The sequence below is a fragment of the Streptomyces sp. NBC_00038 genome, assembly GCF_026343635.1.
Taxonomy (GTDB): Bacteria; Actinomycetota; Actinomycetes; order Streptomycetales; family Streptomycetaceae; genus Streptomyces.
In genome coordinates this window covers 815,608-837,276 of sequence record NZ_JAPELQ010000001.1, presented here as the reverse complement: position 1 = coordinate 837,276, position 21,669 = coordinate 815,608, and the positions used below count along the sequence as shown (strand labels likewise).

The 21,669-nt window shown below is 69.8% G+C and carries 14 protein-coding genes; 8 read left to right on the top strand and 6 right to left on the bottom strand.

The features are described 5' to 3' along the window. The first annotated feature begins 3 nt into the window (after positions 1-3). From upp to OG219_RS03945, 3 genes are read left to right on the top strand one after another with little or no spacing between them, the layout of a single operon-like run. Entirely contained in the window at positions 4-648 is a 645-nt protein-coding gene (upp, locus tag OG219_RS03955) for a uracil phosphoribosyltransferase (RefSeq protein ID WP_266835994.1), read from the top strand. 29 nt (positions 649-677) lie between these two features. Beyond that, entirely contained in the window at positions 678-4,709 is a 4,032-nt protein-coding gene (locus OG219_RS03950; RefSeq protein ID WP_266835993.1) for an amino acid adenylation domain-containing protein, read from the top strand. Positions 4,710-4,737: 28 nt separating this feature from the next. Further along, positions 4,738-5,679 carry a pseudouridine-5'-phosphate glycosidase gene (locus tag OG219_RS03945; RefSeq protein WP_266822888.1) on the top strand — a complete coding sequence of 314 codons (942 nt, stop codon included), beginning with the start codon at positions 4,738-4,740 and terminating at the stop codon, positions 5,677-5,679. A gap of 73 nt (positions 5,680-5,752) precedes the next feature. On the opposite strand, the gene OG219_RS03940 is transcribed toward OG219_RS03945, so the two are convergent. Then, on the bottom strand, positions 5,753-7,732 hold the full coding sequence (locus OG219_RS03940; RefSeq protein ID WP_266822886.1) for an N-acetylmuramoyl-L-alanine amidase: 1,980 nt from the start codon (positions 7,730-7,732) through the stop codon (positions 5,753-5,755). Positions 7,733-8,011: 279 nt separating this feature from the next. Next, entirely contained in the window at positions 8,012-9,154 is a 1,143-nt protein-coding gene (locus OG219_RS03935; protein WP_266822884.1) for an aminoglycoside phosphotransferase family protein, read from the bottom strand. A gap of 232 nt (positions 9,155-9,386) precedes the next feature. Between OG219_RS03935 and OG219_RS03930 the strand changes: the two genes are divergently transcribed. Next, positions 9,387-10,886 (top strand): hypothetical protein, encoded by a 1,500-nt coding sequence (locus OG219_RS03930; RefSeq protein WP_266822882.1) that lies wholly within the window; start codon positions 9,387-9,389, stop codon positions 10,884-10,886. A 28-nt stretch (positions 10,887-10,914) separates the two neighbouring features. Here OG219_RS03930 and OG219_RS03925 read toward each other — a convergent pair whose 3' ends face one another. Together OG219_RS03925 and OG219_RS03920 are read right to left on the bottom strand one after the other, a co-directional pair. Further along, positions 10,915-12,339, bottom strand: a complete 1,425-nt coding sequence (locus OG219_RS03925) for a PP2C family protein-serine/threonine phosphatase (protein ID WP_266822880.1) — start codon at positions 12,337-12,339, stop codon at positions 10,915-10,917. 279 nt (positions 12,340-12,618) lie between these two features. Then, positions 12,619-13,302 carry a TetR/AcrR family transcriptional regulator gene (locus OG219_RS03920; RefSeq protein ID WP_266822878.1) on the bottom strand — a complete coding sequence of 228 codons (684 nt, stop codon included), beginning with the start codon at positions 13,300-13,302 and terminating at the stop codon, positions 12,619-12,621. Between the two features lie 132 nt (positions 13,303-13,434). On the opposite strand from OG219_RS03920, the gene OG219_RS03915 reads away from it, so the two are divergent. Both OG219_RS03915 and OG219_RS03910 read left to right on the top strand, forming a co-directional pair. Further along, positions 13,435-14,475, top strand: coding sequence for a medium chain dehydrogenase/reductase family protein (locus tag OG219_RS03915; protein WP_266822876.1), 1,041 nt, complete (start codon positions 13,435-13,437; stop codon positions 14,473-14,475). A 124-nt stretch (positions 14,476-14,599) separates the two neighbouring features. Continuing rightward, a complete protein-coding gene (locus OG219_RS03910) occupies positions 14,600-16,630 on the top strand; it encodes a phosphocholine-specific phospholipase C (RefSeq protein WP_266822874.1) in 2,031 nt (676 codons plus the stop codon). Here the strand turns inward: OG219_RS03910 and OG219_RS03905 are convergent. After that, on the bottom strand, positions 16,620-17,645 hold the full coding sequence (locus OG219_RS03905) for a Gfo/Idh/MocA family protein (RefSeq protein WP_266822872.1): 1,026 nt from the start codon (positions 17,643-17,645) through the stop codon (positions 16,620-16,622). The two genes, OG219_RS03910 and OG219_RS03905, sit on opposite strands and share 11 nt — an antisense overlap. A 52-nt stretch (positions 17,646-17,697) precedes the next feature. Then, positions 17,698-18,795: a chemotaxis protein gene (locus tag OG219_RS03900; RefSeq protein ID WP_266822870.1), complete on the bottom strand. Its 1,098-nt coding sequence runs from the start codon at positions 18,793-18,795 to the stop codon at positions 17,698-17,700. A gap of 151 nt (positions 18,796-18,946) precedes the next feature. Between OG219_RS03900 and OG219_RS03895 the strand changes: the two genes are divergently transcribed. Together OG219_RS03895 and OG219_RS03890 are read left to right on the top strand one after the other, a co-directional pair. Beyond that, positions 18,947-20,365 (top strand): basic amino acid/polyamine antiporter, encoded by a 1,419-nt coding sequence (locus OG219_RS03895; protein WP_266822868.1) that lies wholly within the window; start codon positions 18,947-18,949, stop codon positions 20,363-20,365. A 27-nt stretch (positions 20,366-20,392) separates the two neighbouring features. Next, a complete protein-coding gene (locus OG219_RS03890; RefSeq protein WP_266822866.1) occupies positions 20,393-21,655 on the top strand; it encodes an arginine deiminase in 1,263 nt (420 codons plus the stop codon). Positions 21,656-21,669: the final 14 nt, after the last annotated feature.

Here is a 21,669-nt window from a genome sequence, read left to right as displayed (position 1 = left end):
AATGTGCACTTGCTTCCTCAGACCAACCAACTACGCGCGTTGCACACGGTCATCCGTGACCGTGACGTCCGCCGCGCGGACTTCGTCCACTACTCCCGCCGGATCATCCGCCTGCTCCTTGAAGCGGGCCTGGACCAACTCCCTTTCGACACCCGTGAGGTGACCACCCCGGTCGGCGAGACCTACCACGGTCTGAAATTCGCGACCAAGGTGTGCGCCGTACCGGTCATCCGGGCCGGCGAGAGCATGGAGACCGAGCTGCGGGAGATCCACCCGGGCATCCGCATCGGCAAGATTCTGATCCAGCGCGACAAGCAGACCAAACTCCCGCACCTGTACTACTCCCACCTGCCGGCCGACATCGCCGAGCGCCACGTCCTCCTCCTCGAACCCATGCTGGCCACCGGAGGCTCGGCGAAGGCCGCCATCGGTGTCCTGCTCAAGGCGGGGGTACGCGAGGACCGCATCGTCCTGGTCGACTTCCTCGCTGCGCCCGAAGGCATCCGTGCCGTCCACGAGGCCCACCCCGACGTCACGATCGTCACCTCGTCGATCGAGGAACGCCTCAACGGACACGCCTTCATGATCCCCGGCATCGGTGACTTCGGGGACCGCTACTTCGGCACGGCCGACGCGGGGGCCAGGTGAACACGACGAGCCGCACCCTGAGCCCGGCAGTGGCACCCCCGCCCCGCACCGGGCAGATCGCAGGCCTGCCCGACCTGCTGCTCCAGCAGGCGAGAACCCGCCCGGACGCCGTCGCGGTCACCGGCGGCGGCCGCACTCTGACGTACCAGGAGCTGGTCACCTCCGCGTCCCGGCTGGCCGCCCGCCTGTGCGAGCTCGGCGTGGGCCCGGACGACTGCGTCGGCCTCTACGCGGAACCGTCCGCCGACCTGATGGCCGGGGCCTGGGGCATCCTCTTCGCCCAGGGGGCCTATCTGCCGCTGTCCCCGGAGTACCCGGACGCCCGGCTGCGCTACATGATCGAGGACAGCCGCACCGCAATCGTCGTCACCCAGCACCACCTGGCCGACGACCTGGCCGCTCTCGTCCCGCCCGGCACGACAGTCGTCAGCCTGTCCGAGACCGCCACCGACGCGGAGACACCCCTCGGCCCCTGGCGGGCCGACTCCCTCGCGTACGTCATCTACACCTCAGGCAGCACGGGCCGGCCGAAGGGGGTGATGATCGAGCAGGGCGGCGTCGCGTCCCAACTGCGCTGGATGCACACTTGCGGCCACCTCGGAGAGGGCACCACGGTCCTGCAGAAGACGCCGATGAGCTTCGACGCCGCGCAGTGGGAGATCCTGGCGCCCGCGCTGGGCAGCCGGGTGGTGACGGCGCCGCCCGGCAGCCACCGTGACCCCGAGGCGCTGATCGCGGTGATGAGGGCGAACGAGGTCACCACCCTCCAGTGCGTGCCGACCCTGCTCCAAGCCCTGGTCGACACCGAGGAGTTGGGCCGGTGCACATCGCTCTCCCGGGTCTTCTCCGGCGGCGAGGCGCTGACCCGCAGGCTCGCCCGGGCCTTCTTCGCCGAGCTTCCCGGGGCATCGCTCATCAACCTGTACGGTCCGACCGAGTGCACGATCAACGCGACCGCGCACGTCGTGGACCTGGAGGCCGTCCCGGACGGCGCGGGCACCCTCCCCATCGGTGTACCGGTCGACAACACCCAGTGCTTCATCCTCGACGAGAACCTGGCCCCGGTGGACATCGGCGAGCCCGGCGAGCTCTACATCGGCGGCACCCAGCTGGCCCGCGGCTACCTCCACCGCCCGGAACAGACCCGCGAGCGCTTCATCCCGTCGCCGTTCATACCGACCCAACGCCTCTATCGCACCGGCGACTTGGCGTACTGGAACCCCGACGGCACGATCCAGTTCTCCGGCCGTGCGGACAACCAGGTCAAGCTCCGCGGCCACCGCATCGAACTCGACGAGGTCGCGCTCGCCGTCGAACAGCACTCCTGGGTGCGCCGGGCCGCGGCGGTCGTGGTCGACGACGCGCGCACCGGCCACCAGCAACTCGTGGCCTGCGTCGAGCTGAACCCCAAGGAAGCCGCCCTGATGGACCAGGGCATCGACTCCGGCCATCACCGCTCCAAGAGCGACCGGCTGCAGGTGAGGGCCCAGCTGGCCGGCGCGGGCATAAGGGAGTCGACAGGCCGGGAAACGGTGGCCCTGCCGGGCGCCCAGGAGACCGAGCACCAGCGTCGGCAGGTCTTCGCGCGCAAGACGTACCGCTTCTACGAAGGCGGAGACACCAGCCGCGACGACCTGCTGACCCTGCTCGCACAGAAGCCCGTCGCCCCAGGCCCGCCCAGGGACCCGGACCTGCCCCTGCTCGGCGAAATCCTGCGCTGGTTCGGCCAGTTCAGCAGCTCCGAGCGGCTCCTGCCGAAGTACGCGTACGCCTCACCCGGCGCCCTCTACGCGACGCAGCTGTACGTGGAGACGGGCGGCGTGCCCGGTCTCGCGCCCGGGGTCTACTACCACCACCCCGTGGACCACGCCCTCGTCCGCGTCGGCCCCAGTGAACTCCAGCCCGGAGGCTGCCCGTTGGTCCACTTCGCCGGACGCCGGAGTGCCATCGAGCCGGTGTACCGGACCAACGTGGAAGAGGTGCTGGAGTTCGAGGCCGGCCACATGGTGGGTGTCTTCGAGGAGGTGCTGCCCGAACACGGCCTGGACCTGCGCCCGTTGGACCGGCTTCTCGGTGTCAAGGAACGGCTCGACGTGGCCGACGACGACCACTACATGGGCACGTTCGAGATCCGCCCGCACGACGGGACACCTCGGCGGGAGCCCGTCGAGCTCTACTTACAGGCGCACCCCGGCCGGGTGGACGGTCTGCCGTCCGGTCAGTACAGCTACCGCGACGGTGACCTGACGCGAGTGTCGGACGAGCTCGTGCTGCGCAAGCACGTGGTCGCGATCAACCAACAGGTCTACGACCGGGCGTCCCTCGGTATCACCGCCGTCAGTCGCACGGACCGCCCCTGGCTGGCGTACCTCTCGCTCGGCGCGCACCTGCACCACCTGCAGCGCAACGGACTGGGCCTCGGCTTCATGTCGTCCGGCTACAGCTCCAGGAGCGGACGGCCGCTCCCGGCGGCACGGCGCATGGACGCCGTCCTGTCGCACCTCGGACGCGCCCCCGGCGAGGCGTCGTACTTCTTCCTCGGCGGCAGGGTGAGCGAGGAGCAGCTCCGCAGCGAGGGCATGTACGAGGACTCGGTCCACATGAAGGGCCCGACCGAGATCATCAAGGACGAACTCGGCCGCATACTGCCCGACTACATGCTCCCCAACCGGGTCCTGATCCTCGACGCGCTGCCCCTCACCGCCAACGGCAAGGTCGACAGCCGGGCCCTGGCGGCCTCGGACGAGGTCAAGTCGGCTGTTCCGGAAGGCCCGTTCACCGCTCCGGCCACCCCGGTCGAGCGATGGCTCGCCGGGGCCTGGAGCAAGGCGCTCCGATACGAACAGGTGTCGGCGGCGGACGACTTCTTCGCCAGCGGAGGCAACTCGCTGACCGCCGTCACGCTCGTCAACGCGATCAACCGGGAGTTCGGCATCCGGCTGCCCTTCCAGGTCGTCTTCGAGTGCCCGCGGCTGGTGGACCTGGCGGCGCGGATCGACACTGACGGCGGTGCGGCGGTCTCGCGGCTGGTGCCTCTGCGGCAAGGCGCTGCGGACAGTCCGGTGTTCTGCTGGCCGGGGCTCGGCGGCTACCCGATGAACCTGCGGCTCCTCGCCCGCGAGGCGGCCTTCGGCAGAGCGTTCCACGGCATCCAGGCCCACGGCCTCAACCCCGGCGAAGCGCCCTACGCGACCATCCGCGAGACGGCCGCCGCGGACCTCGCCGAGATCCGGCGCTTCCAGCCGCGGGGGCCGTACACGCTCTGGGGCTACTCCTTCGGCGCCCGTGTCGCCTTCGAAGCGGCCTGGCAACTGGAGCAGGCAGGTGAGCGCGTCGAGAACCTGATGCTGATCTGCCCCGGTAACCCCGAGGTGAGGGGCGCCGACGCGGACCGGCACGGGCGTACGGCGTCGTACGCGAACCCGGCCTACGTCACCATCCTGCACTCGGTGTTCGCCGGAACCGTCAGCGGCCCCGACCTCGACCGCTGCCTGAAGGAGGCCAGGGACGAGGAGAGCTTCGTGACGTTCGTCCACGGGCTGCTCCCCGGCCTGGACCGGCCGTTGATCCGCCGCATCACCCAACTGGTCGCCCGCACCTATGAGTTCGAGTACACCTTCCGTGAGCTCACCGAACGCCGCCTGAACACCCCGGTCACCGTCTTCAAGGCGGCGGGCGACGACTACTCCTTCATCGACGGCCAGTCCGGCTACGCCGCCGCGCCGCCCACGGTGATCGAACTCATCGGTGACCACTACAGCGTCCTCAAGGAGCCTGGCGTCCTGGAACTCGCGCAGGCGATCCGCAACCGAACGAAGGGATCCACCATGCCGCACCTCACCATCAAGCACTTCCCGAAGGACTTCACCGACCAGCAGAAGCAGCACCTCGCCGAGACCCTCACCGCGGTCATCGTGGAGCAGTTCGGGACGTACGACGGAGCCGTCTCGATCGCCCTGGAACCGGTGCCCCGGGAACAGTGGCAGGAGGCCGTCTTCGAACCGGAGATAACCGGCCGAAGCCATCTCCTGATCAAGGCGCCGAACTACGCCTCGAACTGAACCCGATCTCGAATTGCGGAGGACACAGATGAGCACCCGCAACGCGATCCCTCTCGTCTTCGGCGAAGAGGTCGCCGAGGCCCTGGCGGCCGGGGAACCGGTTCTCGCCCTGGAGTCCAACGTCATCACGCACGGCCTGCCCTACCCGGACAACGCCGCCACCGCGCACAAGGTGGAGGCCGCCGTACGCGCGGGCGGGGCGGTGCCGGCGACCATAGGTGTGGACGACGGCCGTCTCCTCATCGGCATGGGCGAGAAGGACATCGAACGCTTCGCGTCGACACCGGGCATCCCCAAGGTGAGCAGCAGAGACCTGCCCGTGGTGCTGGCGAGGGGCGGCAAGGGCGCCACAACGGTCGCCTCCTCGCTGGTCGCGGCGGAGCTGGCCGGTGTCCCGTTCTTCGCGTCCGCCGGTATCGGCGGCGTGCACCGGGGTGCCGAGACGTCCATGGACATCTCGTCCGACCTGGTCCAGTTCACCCGCTCCAAGGTCGCCGTGGTCTGCGCCGGCGCGAAGAACATCCTCGACCTGAACCTGACCATGGAGTACCTGGAAACCCAGTGCGTCCCGCTGGTGTCGTACCGCTCGGACGACTTCCCGGCGTTCTACTGCGCCTCCAGCGGCATCCGCAGCCCGCACCGCATCGACAAGCCGGAGGTCGTCGCCCGGGTCGTGGAGAACCACTGGGCGGCGGGCAACGACAGCGCGGTCGTCATCACCACCCCGCCGCGCGCCGAGGACGCCGTCGACAGCGCGGTGGCCGAGGCGGCTCTCCAGGAGGCCCTGGCCGCCGCGGAACGGGACGGCATCCGGGGCAACGCCATCACCAAGTACCTGATGCGCGCCATCGACAAGGCGACGGGCGGCCGTACCTCGGAGGCCAACATGGCGGTCCTGATCAGCACGGCCGAGACCGGCGCCCGTCTCGCGGCGGCTCATGCCCGCCACCGCCGGGAACACGCGGAGTGAACGCGAGGGGGCCGGGCCCGCGCAGTTCGCGGACCCGGCCCCTTCTGTCCCTGTGCGGGTTCCTACGGGGGCTCTACGAAGCTGACGAGCGCACCTGCACATCTGCAGCCCGTACGAACGCCACCCGATGCCCGAACTGGATCTCGTAGTACATGTCCGTGCCGATCACGACCTTGTGCGGTGTCGTGTCGAAGGTCGGGGCGTAGTAGTACTCGCCCGGCACCTTGTCACCGACCGCGTACTTCTGGCCCGCGAGCAGCTTGTACGGCAGTGGCGAGACCGCCTGGACGGGCACGCCCGCCGGGTAGGCCTCCTTCTCCGGGTAGGCGCGCCCGTAGACGGGGATCTCCGTGAGCCCTGCTCTGGGCGTGGCCACGAGTCCTGACGCGTTCACCGCCGTGGGCTGCTTCTGCGGGTTCTTGAACCAGGCCTTCTGGCCCAGGTACCAGATCGCCGTCCAGTCGCCGTCGCGGCCGGCGACCGCGTACCGCTGGCCGGTGGAGACCCGTGAACCGATGTCGTTCACGTCGATCGTCGAGTCCGCGCCACCCGGTCGCAGCCCGATGTCCTTGATCAGGGGCGATTTCTCGTCCGCCGCGCTGTAGAGCCGCACCTCGCTGGAACCGTGGACGGCGCAGGCCTCGCCGCTGGTGACGCAGCCGGTGTACGCGGGCCGGTTCTCGGTGAAGTCCGGCAGCACGGTCACCAGTCCGCCGACGGCTTTCGCCGTGCCTCGGAAGGGGTGGCCGAGCAGCGTGAAGTAGTGCTGCCAGTCCCAGTACGGGCCCGGGTCCGTGTGCATTCCGGGGATGGTCGACGTCGTCGGTCCCGGAACGTTGTCGTGGCCGAGGATGTGCTGCCGGTCCAGCGGAATGCCGTACTTCTTGGCGAGGTACGCCACCAGCCGCGCCGAGGCCCGGTACATCTCCTCCGTGTACCAGGCGTCCGGCGAGGCGAGGAAACCCTCGTGTTCCAGGCCGACCGACTTGGCGTTGACGTACCAGTTGCCCGCGTGCCAGGCCACGTCCTTGGCCTTCACATGCTGGGCGATGTGCCCATCGGTCGAGCGCAGGGTGTAGTTCCACGACACATAGGTCGGGTCCTGGACCATCTTCAGGACACCGTCCCAGGTGCCCTCCGTGTCATGGATGACGATGTACTTGATGCTCTGCGAGACGGGCCGGTCGCCGAGGTCGTGGTTCCCGTAGTCGCCCTCGCCGAACTCCTCGTACGGTGCGGGGATCCACTCGCAGGACACGGTCGTCGGGCATTCCGTGCCGACTGCCGAGACCGTACGCAGACCCGCTCGCCCGAGCTGCTCCCTGTCGGGGCTCAGGCCGGGCTGGGCCGCGAGCTCGACCTGCTGACCGGCGTCCGTGGTGCGCCGTTCGCCGCCGCGGAGCACCTCGTAGACGTCATCGGCGTACGTCGCCGCCGTCGCGCTGTCGTCCGCACCTGAGAAGCGCGCCACCGCCCCGTACCAGTCGGCGGCGTCCTCGCTCAGCGGCTCGCCGAGGTCCTGCTGCGCGACGGCGAGGAGCGCGGCGCCGCCCGCCACGTTCGCGGCCGGGTCCGTACGCAGCTGCTCCGCCGGCAGGCCGGTGAGCTCGGCCGCCTTCGTCAAGGTCTTGAGGCGGGCGGGGAGTTCGGAGTTCTCCGGCACCTTTGTGTCGGGGTGCAGAGCCGCGCGCGAGCTGTCGCCACGGGCGTCCTCCGTGCCCTCGCTGTGATGCGGCGCGCCGGCGATCGCCGTGCGCGCGTCGGTGAGGTGCATGGGGCCGTAACCGCCGCTGACGCTCGGCGCCCCGCCGTGCGCGTCCCAGCGGGACTGCAGATAGGAGACGGCGAGAAGCACACTCTGCGGAACGTGGTAGGTGGCGGCCGCTCCGGCGAAGGCCATCTGCAACTGCGCCGAGGAGGCCTGCGCGGTGCCGGCGGAGGGGGCCGCGCCGAGCAGGGGCAGCAGCAGCGCCGCCGAGGCGAGGGTGCCGGCGGTTCTGCGCGCGCGTCTGTGTCCGGCGATGTTGCTGGGGTCGGTGGCGGGTCCTCGCAAAGCAGCCTCCTGGGACGGTCGAGCGCGGTGGGGCGTGCGGGGCCGAACGTGCGTCAGTGGTACCGGCTCTCCGACGATCCGTCAATCATGCCCAGACGCAGGCGATTTCCCATGTCAACGAGGGGTGGAAGGGGTTTCGTGGCGGCGGCCATCCCGCCTGCGGAGCGTCAGTGGCGTGGACCAATAACCCGGATGGTGTAGGCACAACCGGGTCGCCGGACATGACGAAGGTCCGCGGTGCGCCCCTGTCCAAGGCGCAACCGCGGACCACCATCCCCGTCAGCGAGTGCCGACCGCCGCTCGAACGGCCCGTCGGGCCATCTGGCAGTCGTCGTGCAGCCGCCGCAGCAGCAGCCGCTGTTCCTCGCCGGACGGCGCAGCACCCGGGTGGGCCGGACCCGGTGCCGCCGGGGTCGCATCGTGCATCGAACGCTGCATGGCCGTCTCGTACGTACGGATCTCACGGGTCAGTACGAGCATCAGATTCACCAGGAAGGCGTCGCGCGCCGCCGGTCCCGCCGACTGTGCGAGCTGGCTGATCTGCCGCCGTGCCACCGGAGCGTCACCGAGGACCGCCCACAGCGTCGCCAGGTCGTACCCCGGCAGGTACCATCCCGCGTGCTCCCAATCCACCAGCACTGGACCGGCCGGTGAGAGAAGGATGTTCGACAGGAGTGCGTCGCCGTGGCAGAACTGGCCCATTCCCTGGCGGCCCGCCGAGTGCGCGATGCCGTGCACCAGCTTCTGCAGATCGCCCATGTCCCGGTCCGTGAGCAGACCCAGCCCGTGGAAACGGGAGATCCGCTCCGCGTAGTTCAGCGGGGCGTTGAACGTCCCCGCCGGCGGCCGCCACGCGTTCAGCCGGCAGATCGCGCCCAGCGCCGCCCGGATGTCCGCGCGGGGCGGGGCCTCCGCCGGATGCCGCTGCAGCGCGGCCACCCGGCCCGGCATCCGCTCGATCACGAGGGTGCAGTTGTCCGGGTCCGCCGCGATCAGCCGGGGCACCCGGACCGGCGGCCGGTGCCGCACGAACGAGCGGTATGCCGCTATTTCATGCCGGATCCGCTCCGCCCAGATTGGGGAGTGGTCCAGTAAACACTTGGCGACGGCCGTGCTGCGCCCGGTCGTGCCGACCAGGAGCACGGATCGTCCACTGCGGCGCAGCACCTGGACCGGAGCGAACTCCGGGCAGATCCGGTGCACCGACGCGATCGCCGTGCGCAGTTGTGCGCCCTGAGGGCCGGACAAGTCGAGTCTCCCGCTGAGCGGTTGGGTACCGAGCCCCGGAACGCGCCGCGTCCTGCCGGCGCCGAGCACGGGGCCCGCCGCGGGACGCGCGGGGTCGAGGTAGGGGCCGCTGCCGGCCGGGCGGGGGTGCAGCGACCGGGGCGGGGCGGACACGGAGGACGATGCTGTGTACATGGGCGAGACAGATCCCTTCGTGTGCCTGCAAGATGCCGCGCTACCCGCCCCGGCCGCCCTGGTGCACCCTGGGGAATGTCCTGAGGCAACCGGGTCGGGGTGGCGCGTTCCTACCTGACACCGGATGCCCAGTGGCACACCATCTGGCGCACCCTGGCGAACCCTGGCGAATAGTCGCTCAGCAACTGACAGGCGGTTACTGTCAAATCAGCCGAGAACCTGGGGGCTTGACGTGAACGGACAACCCAACACTCGCCTGTCGGACCTGTTCGGCCTGGCCGGCTGGTCCAAGGGCGAACTCGCGAGAATGGTCAACCGGCAGGCGGCGGCCATGGGCCACCCCCAACTGGCGACCGACACCTCACGGGTGCGGCGGTGGATCGACACGGGAGAGATCCCGCGCGATCCGGTGCCGCGGGTGCTGGCAGCTCTGTTCACCGAGCGTCTCGGCCGTGTCGTGACCATCGAGGACCTCGGTCTGGTCCGGCACGGGCGCGTGGGGAAACGGCAAGGCGGCGGGAGTGTGGAACATCCCGACGGAGTGCCGTGGGCGCCCGAGCGGACTGCTGCGGTCCTCACCGAATTCACGGGAATGGACCTCATGCTCAACCGACGCGGCTTGGTGGGTGCGGGCGTCGCGCTCACCGCAGGATCCGCACTCAGCACTGCCATGCACGATTGGCTGCATACCGATCCGGCCCTCACGGCCGACGCCCCTGATTTCGACAATCCCCTGCACGCCGACCCCGCTGGGTTCGACCGCTACGAGGCCGCCCCCATCGGGTCGCAGGAGATCGAGGAACTGGAGCGCTCGGTGGAGGTGTTCCGGGCCTGGGACGCGGCCCGCGGGGGCGGGTTGCAACGCAAGGCTGTGGTGGGCCAGCTCAACGAAGTGGGAGGAATGCTCTCCTACCGACACCCCGACCATCTGCAGCGGCGCCTGTGGGGCGTCGCCGCCAACCTCGCCGTCCTCGCGGGCTGGATGTCGCACGACATCGGCCTGGAGCCGACGGCTCAGAAGTACTTCGTCATCGCCGCCCACGCGGCCCGTGAGGGCGGCGACCGGCCCCGCGCCGGGGAGGCACTCTCCCGAGCGGCTCGCCAGATGGTGCATCTGGGCCGGCCCGACGACGCACTCGACCTGATGAAGCTCGCCAAGTCCGGCTCCGGCGAAGAGGTGTTGCCCCGGACCAGGGCCATGCTCTACACCATCGAGGCCTGGGCACAGGCCTCCATGGGCAAGGGCCAGGCCATGCGGCGCACCCTCGGCGAGGCGGAGGACCTGTTCGTCTCCGACCGGGGCGACGTGCCTCCACCGAGCTGGATGCAGATGTTCGACGACGCGGACATGCACGGTATGCAGGCACTCGCCTACCGCACCCTCGCCGAACACGAGCCGGCCGCGGCCGCCACCGCGCAGCGCCATGCGAAGGAGGCGCTCAAGCTGCGCGAGTCGGGCAGGGAGAGGTCGCAGATCTTCGACCACATCTCCCTGGCGTCCGCCTGCTTCATCGCCGACGACCCCGAACAGGCCGACAGGTACGCGCGACTGGCCCTGACGTCGATGGGGGCCAACTCCTCCCACCGCACCTGGGACCGGCTGCGCGAGATGTACCGGCTCACCGGGCAGTACTCCAGCTATCCGAAGATCAACGAACTGCGTGAGGAGATCGAACTCGCCCTGCCGAAGGGCACGTTCAAGCCGAAGGGCGGCAACAGCGCGCGGGCGTAGGCCCGCCCCGGGGACGTAAGTCCGGTCGTCAGGGGCCGACCCTGGCCACGAGCACGCAGGCGTCGTCCTCGCGCTCGGTCTCACCGAATTCCTCGACAACCGTCCGTACACAGTCCTGCGCCGTGCGGGCCCCGTGGAAGCGCGGGGCCAGAGCGAGCAGCCTCGGGACGGCCGCTGTTCCCGTGCGCCTGGGGACCAGTCCGTCCGTGTACAGGAGCAGCAGGTCGCCGTCCTCGAGCGTCTCCTCGGCCTGCCCGTAAACGGCCCCGGAGGTCGCCCCGAGCAGCACGCCGTCCGGCGCCGGCAGTATGCGCCCCGTCCCGTTGCGGAACAGCAGCGGGGCGGGGTGTCCTGCCTGTGCCCAGCTGAGGGTGCGGGTCTCGGGCCGGTAGCGGCAGCAGACGGCGCTGCCGAGGGCAGGTTGCACGGAGGCATCAAGTAACTGGTTGAGCCAGGACATGAGTTGGCCCGGCTGGGTGCCCGACATGGCCATACCGCGCAGGGCGCCGAGCAGCATCGCCATGCCCGAAGCCACCGGGATGCCGTGGCCGGTGAGATCGCCGACGCTCAACAGGGTTTCCCCGTCGGGGAGTTCGAGAGCGTCGTACCAGTCGCCGCCGACCAGTGCGCTGGTCGACGACGGCAGATAGCGGGCGGCGAGGTCCAAGGTCTCGGGACCCCGTTGCGGGAACCGCAGGGAGCCACGCCACGGCGGCAGCACGGCCTCCTGCAGCTCTACCGCGAGCCGGTGCTCGGTCTGCGCGATGTGCCGCTGGCGCTGCAGCGAGTCACGGGTCTCGCTCACCGTCCGCTGGCTGCGGCGCAGTTCGCTGACGTCGCGCAGCACGGCCCACATCGAGACGGTGCTGCCGTCGGCGTCGAGCACGGGCTCGCCCATCATGTGCACGGTCCGCACCCCGCCGTCGGGGCGCTGAATACGGAACTCACCGTCGATGGGCTTGGCGTCGATGAGGCAGTCCGTGACCATCGCGGTCAGCATCGGCCGGTCCTCGTCGAGCACCAGCGACGGCAGCTCGTCGAGCGTGAGCGGGGGAGCGGCGGGGTCGCGGCCCAGGAGCTGGTAGAGCTCCCCCGACCAACTGGCCTCGTCCGTCAGCAGATTCCACTCGGCGCTGCCGACCCGGCTGAGCAGCGAGCCGCGCCGGGGTGTGACCGGCACGGCTCGGACGGCGGGCGCGGCCTGGACGGGCGCGGTGGACGGTCCGTCCCGCAGCTGGGCCAAGTGCTCGTCGAGGTCGTTGAGTTGATGCAGTGCCAGATTGCACAGCGCACGCTGCCAGCGTCCCTGCGGGTCCTCGTCGTCGGCGGGTGCCTCACGCCGTACGGCGTCCACCTCCCCGCGCAGCCGCCGCGTCTGCGATATGAGCGCGTCAACCGTGCCGCGCTGGGGCGGCTGGGCGGCTGAGCGATCCGCAGAGAGATGGGAGGGCATGACGTACTCCGATGCGGGGACGGTACGACCAAGGCTGAGGAAGGACCGTTACGACTGTCGCACAGCCTGCGACGCGCTGTAAGGGATTTGGCAACACACGATACGGTGGTGCACCTGGCATATGCCACAGTCCCCATGGGGCAGGTACCCAGGACGTATTCGGTACGCGTCCGGCGTGGTCAAGTCGTAGGCGGCGTACGCGACTTGAAGGTGTTCGGGGCTATGCGTGCGCTCCGGTCATTCTCTTGTTCGAGGGTCGTTTGTGCTAGCCCCTCCGCGTTACGGAATCCGCCGTGCGAAGTCCTGCGTCTCGGCCTCGTAGAGAGGGGCCGGGTCGATGCCCATCGAGGCGAAGTTGCCCTCGATCTCCAGGCTCACCAGGCCGTGCAGGCGGGCCCAGAGAATCGTGGCGCGTGAGGCGACCGCCGCTGTCACGTCTTCGATTCCATGTCGCTTCATCCACTCCTCGAACCGGGCCCCCGAGTCCTGGGAGACCGCGGTGTCCGGCTTCGCGAGGGCGCTCGCCACGTCCAGTACGACGGTCATGGCGGGCTGTGCGGCCTCCACCAGGCTCGTCGACTGGGCGTCGTACCCCTGCAAGGGCGCCCGGAAGAGCAGACGGTAGCGGTGCGGCTCGGTCAGGGCCCAGTCGCGGTAGGCCCGTACTACCGATGTCAGGCGCGCGACCGCGTCCTGCGGCGTGCCGTCGGCCGCGCGGGCGAGCGTGGACGTCAGGTCGCCGTAGGCGTCGACGACCAGCTCGGTGAGCAGGCTGTCCCGGTTGGCGAAGTAGCGGTAGAGCGCGGGGCCGGTCATGCCGACCTGCTTGGCGATGGCGTTGAGCGACAGTGCCTCCGGGCCGCCCTCGGCCAGCTGTCGCAGTGCCGCCGTCTTGACTTCCTGCCGTACCTGCGCGCGGAACCGATCGCGCGGGCCGGGCCTGGTCCGGTTCTCTGCGGCCATGTCATCGCCTCTTCGTCTGCTGCCGGTGGTCCTCGACCTTGAGCTTGACTTACGGAATATAGAGGAGCAAGCTTTAGTTAGAACCTATCACGAACACGTGAAGCTATTACGAAACGAAGGAGCTTGACGGCCATGAACAGCGAGAACGTGACTGAGGTAGTCCTCCCGGGCGTGGTGGAGCCGTCCGGCCTGGAGATCCGCGTGCGCCCCGCGCCGCGGCCTGCCGCGGGCGAGGTCGTCCTGGTCCTGGAGGCGTCCGGGGTGTCGTTCGCCGAGCAGCAGATGCGCCGCGGCAAGTACTACGACCAGCCGCCGTTCCCCTTCGTGCCCGGCTACGACCTGGTCGGAGTCGTCCTCCGGGTCGGCGGGGGAGTGGACGCCTCGCTGATCGGCCGCCGTTTCGCCGCGCTGACCAAGGTCGGCGGCTGGGCCAGTCAGGTCGTACTGCCGGCCGCCGACCTGGTCGAGGTTCCCGGCGCGCTGGACCCGGCCGACGCCGAGACGGTGGTCGTCAACGGCATCACCGCCTGGCAGATGCTGCACCGCGTCGCCAAGGTCCGCGCCGGTCAGACGGTGCTGGTGCACGGCGCGAACGGCGGCGTGGGCTCGACCCTGGTGCAACTGGCCACCCATGCGGGCGTCCGCGTCATCGGCACAGCCTCGCCCCGCCACCACGACGCGGTGCGCGCGCTCGGCGCTCTGCCGCTCGACTACCGCGCGGCCGATCTGCCCGCCAGGGTGCGGGAGTTGGCGCCGGACGGAGTCGACGCCGTCTTCGACCACGTCGGCGGTGACGGGATCGTCGACTCCTTCCGGCTGCTCTCCCGCGGAGGCACGCTCGTCTCGTACGGCAGCGCCGCAACCCGGGATGTCACCGGATCCTCCAAGCTGCCCGTCCTCAAGCTCGTGGGGCGGCTGTTCCTCTGGAAGCTGCTCCCCAACGGCCGGCGGACGCACTTCTACAACATCTGGGCGGGCAAGCGCCGTGCGGCCGCCTTCCAGGCCCGCCTCCGCACGGACCTCGGGCAGGTGTTCGCCCTGCTCGCCGACGGCACCATCAAGGCCCAGGTCGCCGCCCGCATCCCGGTCAGCAAGGCCTCGGAGGCCATGCGGCTGGCGGAGTCCGGCACCGTCACCGGCAAGGTGATCCTCGTCCCCGACGCCCACATCTGACGTCCGTCACGGTTCGACCGCTGTTCATCCCCGCCTCACCGCAGGGGCATGGACCTCGACGATCGCCCCGTGCACGCTTGCGCGCGGTGTGCCGCAGGGGCACTCCGGTGATGAGGGCGGGCGAATGACACCGATCAGCCGAAGAGGGTTCGTGGGGCTCGGCGCAACGGTCGCGGCAGGCGCCGCGATGGGCGTCGGCGCGCGGCCGGCCGAAGCCGCAGGCACCGCGGCAGCCGCGACCGGCACGATCTCGGACGTACGGCACGTCGTCATCCTCATGCAGGAGAACCGCAGTTTCGACCACTACTTCGGCCGCCTCAACGGCGTTCGCGGCTTCGGCGACCGCAGCGGTATCGCACTGTCCGGCGGCCACTCCGTCTTCAACCAGCCGAACGGCGGCGGCAGGCAGTACCCCTGGAAGCTGAGCTCGACGCCCGACGCCGGCGGCACGGACGGCGAGACCCTCGCGCAGTGCAACGGCGACCTCCCGCATTCGTGGTCCTCGCAGCACTCCGCCTGGAACAAGGGACGGCTCGACAACTGGGTCTCGGGCGTCGGCAACGTCCGCACGATGGGCTATCTCGACCGCTCCGACATCCCGTTCCACTACGCGCTGGCCGACAACTACACCATCTGCGACGCCTACTTCTGCTCCACGCTCAGCGCCACAGGACCCAACCGTACGTACCTGTGGAGCGGCAAGGTCGACGCCACCAGCTACGACGGCGGCGACGAGTCCGGGCTGACCTGGCAGAACTACGCCGAGGCACTGCAGACGGCCGGAGTGACCTGGAAGGTCTACCAGAACGCCCAGGACAACTACGGCGACAACGGCTGCGCGTACTTCAAGAAGTTCGCCGACGCCAAGGCGGGCGACCCGCTGCACGACCGCGGCATGGCCTCCGTACCGGCGGTCACCGGCTCCACGCCCGACGACATCGCCGCCGCCATCAAGGCCGACGTCCTCGCGGGCACGCTGCCCCAGGTCTCCTGGGTGGTCGCCAACGAGGCCTTCTCCGAGCACCCGTACGCCCCGCCCGGCGACGGCGCCCACTTCGTCGACCTCGTCTACCGCGCCCTCGCCGCCGACCCGGAGGTCTTCGACTCGACCGTCCTGTTCCTCAACTACGACGAGAACGACGGCTTCTTCGACCACGTACCGCCCCCGGCGCCGCCCGCCGGCACGGCAGGGGAGTTCCTCAACGGCGTACCGTACGGCCTCGGCTTCCGCGTGCCCATGCTGGTCATCTCGCCCTGGACGCGCGGTGGCTGGGTCTCCTCGGAGGTCTTCGACCACACCTCCGTGCTGCGCTTCCTGGAGACCTGGACCGGCGCGCTCGGCAAGCCCGCCGCCTGTCCCGACATCAGCGCCTGGCGCCGCAAGGTCACCGGCGACCTGACCGGCGTCTTCGACTTCGCCCACCCGGTGTACGGCCCCGCCTCGCTGCCCGCGACAGGCGTCATCGGCTTCGACACCTGCGGCCCGCTGCCCAACCCGGTGCCCACCACCAACGCGCTGCCGGCCCAGGAGCCCGGCACCCGCCCCGCCCGCGCCCTGCCGTACCAGCCGAACGGATACCTGGACCACCTGGAGTTCGGTACCGGCGGCAAGATCCTCGCCTGGTTCACCATGGCCAACCAGGGCACCCCGGCCAGGAGCGCCGCGCACTTCTCCATCCACCCGAACGCCTACCGCGACACCACGCCCTGGCAGTACACCGTCGACGCGGGCGGCACGGCCTCCGACTACTTCAACATCGGCACCGGGTACGGCGCCGGGAAGTACGACATCTCCATGACCGGCCCCAACCGCTTCCTGCGCCGCTTCAAGGGCGACGCGACGCAGGCGGGCAAGTCCGTGGAGGTGAGCACCCGTTACGCCACCGAGCCCGGCACGGGGAAGACCGCGGTCTACTTCAGGATGGCCAACTCCGGCGCCTCCTCGGTGAAGTTCACCATCACCTCGAACCACTACCGCGGCGACGGCCCCTGGACGTACACCGTCGCCGCGGGCGCCTCGGCGGAGGACCACTTCAACGCCGTCGCGTACCAAGGCGGTTGGTACGACTTCACGGTCACCGTCGACTCCGACGCGAGCTGGTCGCGCCGGTTCACCGGACACATCGAGACGGGCGCGGCGAGCGTCAGCGGCTGACGCGCTCGTAGAGCTCCGGGCGCGGGGCGAGTTCGACGGTCACCCGGCCGCCGCTCTCCTGCGCCCGGACCCCCGCCTCGGCGACGGCGGACGACGCGTATCCGTCCCAGGCGCCGGGTCCGGTGACCCGGCCCTCGCGGGTGGCGTCCACCCATGCCTGCACCTCGCGGTCGTAGGCGTCCGCGAACCGTACGAGGTAGTCCTGCGCCACTTCCTCGTACGCGCCGCCCGCCGTCGTCACGACCATCGTGTGCTCTTCCCCGATCCGCGCGCTCCCGCTCTCGCAGACCGCCTCGCACCGCACCTGGTAGCCGAAGCCGGAGTTGACGAAGATCTCCACGTCGACCAGCGCGCCATCCGCGGTCTCGAACAGCACCAGCTGGGGGTCGACGAGACCCTCCGGGGCGTGCGCGGAGGAGCGCGGGCGCAGCACCGTCACGGCCGTGAGCTCCTGGTCGAGCAGCCAGCGCGCCGCGTCGATCTCGTGCGAGACGGAGCTGTTGACCAGCATCGCCGAGGTGAAACCGGGCGGCGAGGAGACATTGCGGTGCGTGCAGTGGAGCATCAGCGGACGGCCCAGCCGACCACTGTCCAGCAGCGACTTGAGGCGCTGGTACTCGGCGTCGTACCGGCGCATGAACCCGACCTGCACCAGCCGACGGCCGAGCCGAGCCTCCGCCTCCACCACCCGCAGCGCCCCGGCTGAATCCGGCACCATCGGCTTCTCGCACAGCACCGGCAGGCCGCGCGCGAAGGCCGCGAGCAGGGCCTCCTCGTGCGCGGGCCCGGGGGACGCGATCAACACGGCCTGTACGCCGGGTGCGTCGAGCGCTGCCATTGCGTCGGCGTGGACCGAGACGCCGTCGATTCCGGCGACGACGTCCTTGGCCCGCCCGGTGTCGGGGTCCGCGACCGCGGCCACCCGAGCGCCGCCCACTACCCGGTCGATTCGCCGTATGTGGTCGGCACCCATGTGTCCTGCACCCAGGACCGCTACACCCAGTAGTTCACTCACGTGCTCCGCACCTCTCCCGCCGACAGCTCAGGATCATTGTCGGCCGTGGAGATCAGTAACGCAGCACCCCTGCGATCCCTTTCGCGTCCCCGAGGCTGCCGTCGGGGACGAAGCGGACCTCGGCGCCGGTCTCCAGACACTGTTCGACGATCTCGTCCACGATGTCCTCGCGGGCGTCCAGGTCGCCGCTCTCGGCGGGGATGAGATGGTCGCCGCCGCCGTCGCGCACCGTCACGCGGTAGTTCTCCTCGACGGCGAGCAGCTGGACGCGGCCCTCGGTCGCGCTCTGCCACACCTCGTCGACTCCTGCGGCGAACGCCTTGCGGCCGCGTGCCGTTTCGAGTTCCCGTGCCACCGCGTCGACTTCCTTCTTTGCCTCGGCGGTGATCAAGGGGCGCACCGCCTGCCACACGGCGTCGGGCGTGCCGTGCGCGAGGCCGCCGTGCGGAATGTGCGCGGCCGCCTTGGTGACGGTCCCGATCTCGTCCAGGAGGGAGAGCGCGGCGGTCTCACCGGTGACGTACAGCGGCCGGGGATGCTTGCGCAGGACGGCGCTCACCGCGGTGTCGGCGTCACGCAGGAAGTGGCGGGTCTGCTCGTCGCGGAAGGTGCTGGGCAGGTCGCCGACGCGTTCCTGGCGCTCGGCGTCCGGGTCCTCCAGGCTCCGGGTGAGCGGAAAGCCGTCGGAGTGCTGCTCGGCGACCCGGTCGGCCCCGCCGTTCCACAGCGTGACCTGGTCGGCCGATACCGACAGCACCCAGAACGGCCGCTCGGAGGCCTGCGCGGCGACGAGATTTCGGGTGAGGAAGGTGTCCGAGAGCACCACGCGCTCCGGCACGGTACGGGCCAGCGACCAGACCTGGTGCTCGCCGGGGGCGGCGAAGATGGCCAGGCCGTCCTCGGCGTGGGCCAGATCGACCTCCGTGAGTGCCCGGTCGAGCTGCTCGACGAGATCCATCCGCCGTTCGCGGGTGACCGACGGATCGGCCTCCAGCTGCTTCTTGGCCTCGGCGACCACATTGCGCAGCCGGACCGGATCCTGTGCGTTGTCGGGCTCGCGGCGATGCGTCGGCGTCAGCACGGAGACCGCCGGATACGGCCGGGGCCTGCGCAGTTCGGTCAGGGTGGCGGGACTGAGTGCGTGCTCCATACCTGCACGATAGGACCAATTCGCTTATCGGGCATTTGGTGCATTTGATTGCTAGGGTCGCTCGCGTCGACAGATCGCGTAGTCCTCATCGCCGTCGCCGGACGCCGATGCCCCACCGTCGTAGGACGCCCATGACCGTCGTAGGACACCCATGACGCAGGCCGACACGGAAGCCAAGGCGTCACCGGCCGCCAAACTCACCCTCCTGACGCTCACCACGATGGTCGTCGGCTCGATGGTCGGAGCCGGAGTCTTCTCGCTGCCCCGCCGCTTCGCCCAGGAGACGGGCGTGGCCGGAGCACTGATCGCGTGGGCCGTCGCCGGCACCGGCATGCTGATGCTCGCCTTCGTCTTCCAGCGGCTCGCCATCCGCAGACCGGACCTCGACGCGGGCGTCTACGCCTACGCGAAGGCTGGCTTCGGCGAGTACCTCGGCTTCTTCTCGGCGTTCGGCTACTGGGCCAGCGCCTGCGTCGGCAACGTGACGTACTGGGTCCTCATCATGTCGACGATCGGGGCCATCGCTCCGGCACTCGGAGAAGGCGACACCGTCCTGGCCGTCGTGCTCTCGTCGGTGGGCCTGTGGGCGTTCTTCTTCCTCATCCGCAGAGGGGTGAAGGAAGCCGCGGCCATCAACCGGATCGTCACCGTCGCCAAGGTCGTGCCGATCCTCGTCTTCGTCGTCCTGGCGCTCTTCTACCTGAAGCCCGACGTGTTCGCCGAGAACTGGGGCGGCGCCGACTATGCGGGATCACTGTTCCAGCAGGTCAAAGGCACCATGCTGGCCACGGTCTTCGTGTTCCTCGGCGTGGAGGGCGCGAGCGTCTACTCACGGCACGCCAAACGCCGCGAGGACGTCGGCCGCGCGACCATCCTGGGCTTCCTGAGCGTCTTCGCCATCTTCGCCTCGGTCACCATCGTGTCGTACGGCCTCATGCCGATGGGCGAGATCGCCGAGCTGCGGCAGCCCTCCATGGCGGAGGTCCTGGAGCACGCCGTCGGCACCTGGGGGCAGGTCTTCGTCAGCGTCGGCCTGATCGTCTCGGTGCTCGGCGCCTATCTCGCCTGGACCCTGATGGCGGCCGAGGTGCTGTTCGTCGCCGCCAAGGACGATGACATGCCCCGCTTCCTCGGCCGCTCCATCGGCGACGACGTACCCGCGCCCGCGCTCGTGATGACGACCCTGCTGACCCAAGTCGTGCTGGTCGTCACGCTGTTCTCGGACGACGCCTTCAACTTCGCGCTCGACCTGACCAGCGCGCTGACGCTGATCCCGTTCCTGCTGGCGGCGGGCTTCGCTGTCAAGATCGCCCGCGCGGGCCCCGGCAGCGACCTCCTCGTCGCCGCGCTCGCCACCGTCTACACCGCCTTCCTGCTCTACGCGGCCGGGCTGAAGTACCTCCTCGTCTCGTTCATCATCTACGCGCCCGCCACGATCCTGTTCGTGATGGCCAGGCGCGAGCAGGGCAGACAGCTGTTCTCGCCCCGCGAACTCGTCATCCTCGCCGTCTCGGTCGCCGGCGCGATCCTCGGGATCGTCGCTCTGGCGCTGGGCTGGATCAGCCTCTGACCCCCAGGACCTGGAGAAAGGCACACCGTGACCAGTCAGGACAGCACGAACGGGACGGCGTACGGCGTCCACTCCGAGGTCGGCAGGCTGCGCAAGGTGCTGGTCTGCGCGCCCGGCCTCGCACACCGCCGGCTCACCCCCACCAACTCCGACGACCTGCTCTTCGACGACGTCATGTGGGTGGAGAACGCCCAGCGTGACCACGCCGACTTCGTCAACAAACTGCGTGAACGAGACGTCGACGTCGTGGAACTGCACGACCTGCTCACCGAGACCATGGCGATCCCGGTGGCCCGGGACTGGCTCCTGGACCGGAAGATCACCGCCAACGAGGTCGGACTCGGACTCGTGGACGACACCCGGGCCTTCCTGGAGTCCCTCGAACCCGCCACGCTCGCACGGTACTTGATCGGCGGTCTGGCCACCGGCGACCTGCCGGACGACTTCCGCTCCGGTCATCTCGCACTCGCCCGCGAGTCGACGGGCGTACGCGAATACCTGATGCCGCCGCTGCCCAACACCCTCTACACCCGCGACACGACGTGCTGGCTGTACGGCGGCCTCACGCTCAACCCCCTCTACTGGCCCGCCAGGCACGACGAGACCCTCCTGATGAAGGCCATCTACACCTTCCACTCCGACTACGCCGGCTCCACGGTGTGGTGGGGCGACCCCGAACTCGACTGGCGGCAGGCCACGTTCGAGGGCGGCGACATCATGCCGGTCGGCAACGGTGTCGTCCTCATGGGCATGAGCGAGCGCACCTCACGGCAGGCGATCACCCAGGTCGCGGCCGCGCTGTTCCAGAACGGGGCGGCCGAGCACGTCATCGTCGCCGGTATGCCCAAGCTGCGCTCCGCGATGCACCTCGACACCGTCTTCACCTTCGCCGACCGCGACCTGGTGACCCTCTACCCGACCATCATGGACGCGGTCCACACCTTCTCCCTCCGCCCGAGCGACAAAGCCCCCGGCATCGAAATCACCGACGAGGGCTCGCGTCCTTTCACCGAAGTCGTCGCCAAGGCCCTCGGGTTGCCGCAGTTGCGGGTCGTCGAGACCGGCGGAGACGTGTACGCCTCCGAGCGCCAGCAGTGGGACAGCGGCAACAACGCCGTCGCCCTGGAACCCGGTGTGGTCTTCACCTACGACCGCAACACCCAGACCAACACGCTGCTGCGGAAGGCCGGCGTCGAGGTCATCACCATCGTGGGCGCCGAGTTGGGGCGCGGACGGGGCGGCGGCCACTGCATGACGTGCCCGATCGTGCGGGACCCCGTCGAGTTCTGAGCGGCTCGCCTGCC